We start from the raw sequence: 2,679 nt of genomic DNA, 5'->3' as shown, positions 1-2,679 counted from the left end.
TAAAAAGATAAATAGTAAAATTTAAAAAATTGGCTTGTGGCTCAACCGAAAAATAATCGCTAATTTGCACGCAACGAGCCATACACAAGACCGTTAGGCACAAGCTGAAAACGAAAAATATGACAAGACAACAAGCCGAAAATGAACTTTATGAATTATGGCAAAACGGAGAAATACCAAGTAATTTCACGGAAGACCATTCTGAATATGAAAGAGCTGTAAAACAAATGATGAAATATGGAGAAATCGATTATTCTGAATTTTTCTAAATAATGGTTTCTCTACTTCTAATAATTCCTTGGATAATATTCGGATTTAAACATCCCAATCTGAATTTATTCGGACTCAATCAAACGAAAAAATCTCTGACTTTCCTGTTTTTTGTGGAATTAACTTTTTTCTTGATTCTCTATTTTACTTTACCTGAACCGAATTCAAAAGTTGCCGGATTACAGAGCTTTGCGTGGAATTATTTTTATGCTTATTACGCAAAAGCTATTATTCCGACTTGGCTTATAAGCGAATCTATTGATGGAAATCTTGGAGATAAAATTGACTTAAACTATGAATATGTTTATCTGATAGTTAGTTTAATTATGGATTATTTGATTTTACTAATAATTAGCCCAAATATTAAAAAAATATGGAAGCGGAGAAAAGCCAGTGCCTAACATCGCATATAGCTTATGGCTGGGGTTTAGGTGAGTACAAAATTTATTGTATTTTTAGAAAAATTAATCCTCAACTGAAAAGCTTGTTTGCAAATCATCGCCACAAGCCATATGCGAGAAACGTTGCCAACAAGTTGAAAAAAAAATGTATGAATAGAATAATCATCGGACTGATTTTAGTAATTAGCTCACTACAATTAACCTTTGGACAAAATTTACAAGAAGGACAAAAAAGATGGAATTCTGACCAAAAACTGACTATCGAAGATTTTAAAATCAAAATCAGCGATGAAAATAATGATGTCGTTTTCAGTCAATTTATGATTTCACAGGCAATCGGCGGATTTGACTTTATGAAACGCAATCTGAATCAAAAAATAGAAAATATATTTCTTGGCAATGCTTCGTGGATAGACACCACAAAAGTTGCTGACATTCAAAAACAAATTGACTTTCAACAAATGCAGTTTGACCTTGCGGAAATTCACGCAAGAAAATTTAGAAAAAGAGCTTTAGAAAATAAAGGGCAAATAGCAAAAGGATTTGACATTATAAACCAAATCAACAACGATATTATGACCGAATTTTCTAAAAGTCGCTTGGAATTGATAAAAGAAACTGAAGGTGGACGAAATGATGAAAAAATTGAGGAATGGAAAGAAAAAATTGCGACTGAATTAAAAGAGTTGTATGAGTTTCGTTATGAAAATAAAAAGAAAATAAAACTGAATAAATAAAACCTGTTGGCAACAATATGTATCTTCAATGGCGAGGTTTGGGAGTTGAAACCAAAAGTCTGGGATTTATTTGCTAATTTTACGACTGAAAAACGAAGGGCATCGCTTCTTTGCTCGCCACTGAAAGATACACAGACCGTTATGCATCATTCAAATTGAAACTACAAACAAATTAGAACTGATAAAATATCCTTATATTTGTAAGGTTTCAAAAAGCAAAAAATATGTATAACTCAATAGAAATTGACCGAAAAAGACTTACGATAATGGGTGTCAAGTTTTCAGATTTAAAGACATTGGAAAACACTGCAAGTGCTATTGGAAGCAATATGTTTGAAGGTTTTAGACCAACGCAAAGAAGTATTGAATTCATAAGAGATTATATAATGGGTAAAATATCTCTAGACGATTTAATAATTTATACGAAGAAAAAGACCTATGTCTAATTCTTACAGATATGTTGATCCTGATTATACTTATATCGACCCAAAATCAGGAGTGTTAAAAAACTTAGCTGATATTACTGACTCAGAAGATTTACTTTTTTTTGAGAGTGTTACAGTAACAAAACGAATTAATGAATTACATAACAATCCAATCAAAATAAATGGAATTGAAAGCTTATTTTCGATTCATCAACATTTATTTCAAGATATTTACGATTGGGCAGGTAAGAAAAGACTTGTTGAAATAAGTAAAGATGGAAAACAATTTTTCCCAACATCTCATTTCGAAAATGCTTTTAATTTTATAGATACTTTGATAGAAAGTTTCAAGAAAACTAAAAGAGATGATAGAAATGAAATTGCCGAAAAACTAGCTGAAATATTAGACAACGTTAATTATTTACATCCATTCAGAGATGGTAATGGAAGAGCTCAAAGAGAATTCTTAAGAATGTTGGCTCTTGAGAAAGGGATATCTTTGAACTTAAACCCACCTGACGATAAAAATGTTTATAAAAGATATATGCAAGGAACGGTAAATAGCAATGTTAAAATATTGAAAGAATTGATTTTTGAATTAATCAGTTGAATTAAGAACGATGCATAACAGCTGCTATACACAATAGCTTGGGTTCATAGTTGAAACGAACGGTTCAGGTTTTTTGCTAAGTTTGTATTTGAAAACGAAAATGAATCGCTTTTTTACACGCTACTGTGCATAGCAGCGAGACGTTACCAATAAGTTGATTTCAATGATTTTTTAGAGATAAATTCATGTTTTGATAATCCTAAGAATTGGAATTGATTCTGAAAAAATTGAAAAGT

At 30.9% G+C, this 2,679-nt stretch carries 5 protein-coding genes; all 5 read left to right on the top strand.

Annotation, left to right across the window (positions count from 1 at the left end):
• Positions 1-119 precede the first annotated feature (119 nt).
• The 5 genes from BUB82_RS11805 to BUB82_RS11490 all read left to right on the top strand — a co-directional run bounded on the left by BUB82_RS11805 (position 120) and on the right by BUB82_RS11490 (position 2,443).
• Entirely contained in the window at positions 120-269 is a 150-nt protein-coding gene (locus tag BUB82_RS11805; RefSeq protein ID WP_159432042.1) for a hypothetical protein, read from the top strand.
• Between the two features lie 3 nt (positions 270-272).
• Entirely contained in the window at positions 273-671 is a 399-nt protein-coding gene (locus tag BUB82_RS11505) for a hypothetical protein (RefSeq protein ID WP_073193770.1), read from the top strand.
• A complete protein-coding gene (locus BUB82_RS11500; RefSeq protein ID WP_083574531.1) occupies positions 644-1,408 on the top strand; it encodes a hypothetical protein in 765 nt (254 codons plus the stop codon). Before BUB82_RS11505 ends, BUB82_RS11500 begins: the two co-directional genes overlap by 28 nt.
• A gap of 224 nt (positions 1,409-1,632) precedes the next feature.
• A complete protein-coding gene (locus BUB82_RS11495) occupies positions 1,633-1,854 on the top strand; it encodes an antitoxin VbhA family protein (RefSeq protein WP_073193769.1) in 222 nt (73 codons plus the stop codon).
• Entirely contained in the window at positions 1,847-2,443 is a 597-nt protein-coding gene (locus BUB82_RS11490; RefSeq protein WP_073193768.1) for a Fic/DOC family protein, read from the top strand. Before BUB82_RS11495 ends, BUB82_RS11490 begins: the two co-directional genes overlap by 8 nt.
• Positions 2,444-2,679 lie beyond the last annotated feature (236 nt).

Source organism: Psychroflexus salarius (assembly GCF_900129035.1).
In the GTDB taxonomy this organism is placed as follows: Bacteria; Bacteroidota; Bacteroidia; order Flavobacteriales; family Flavobacteriaceae; genus Psychroflexus; species Psychroflexus salarius.
This window is presented reverse-complemented; position numbering and strand designations above follow the sequence as displayed.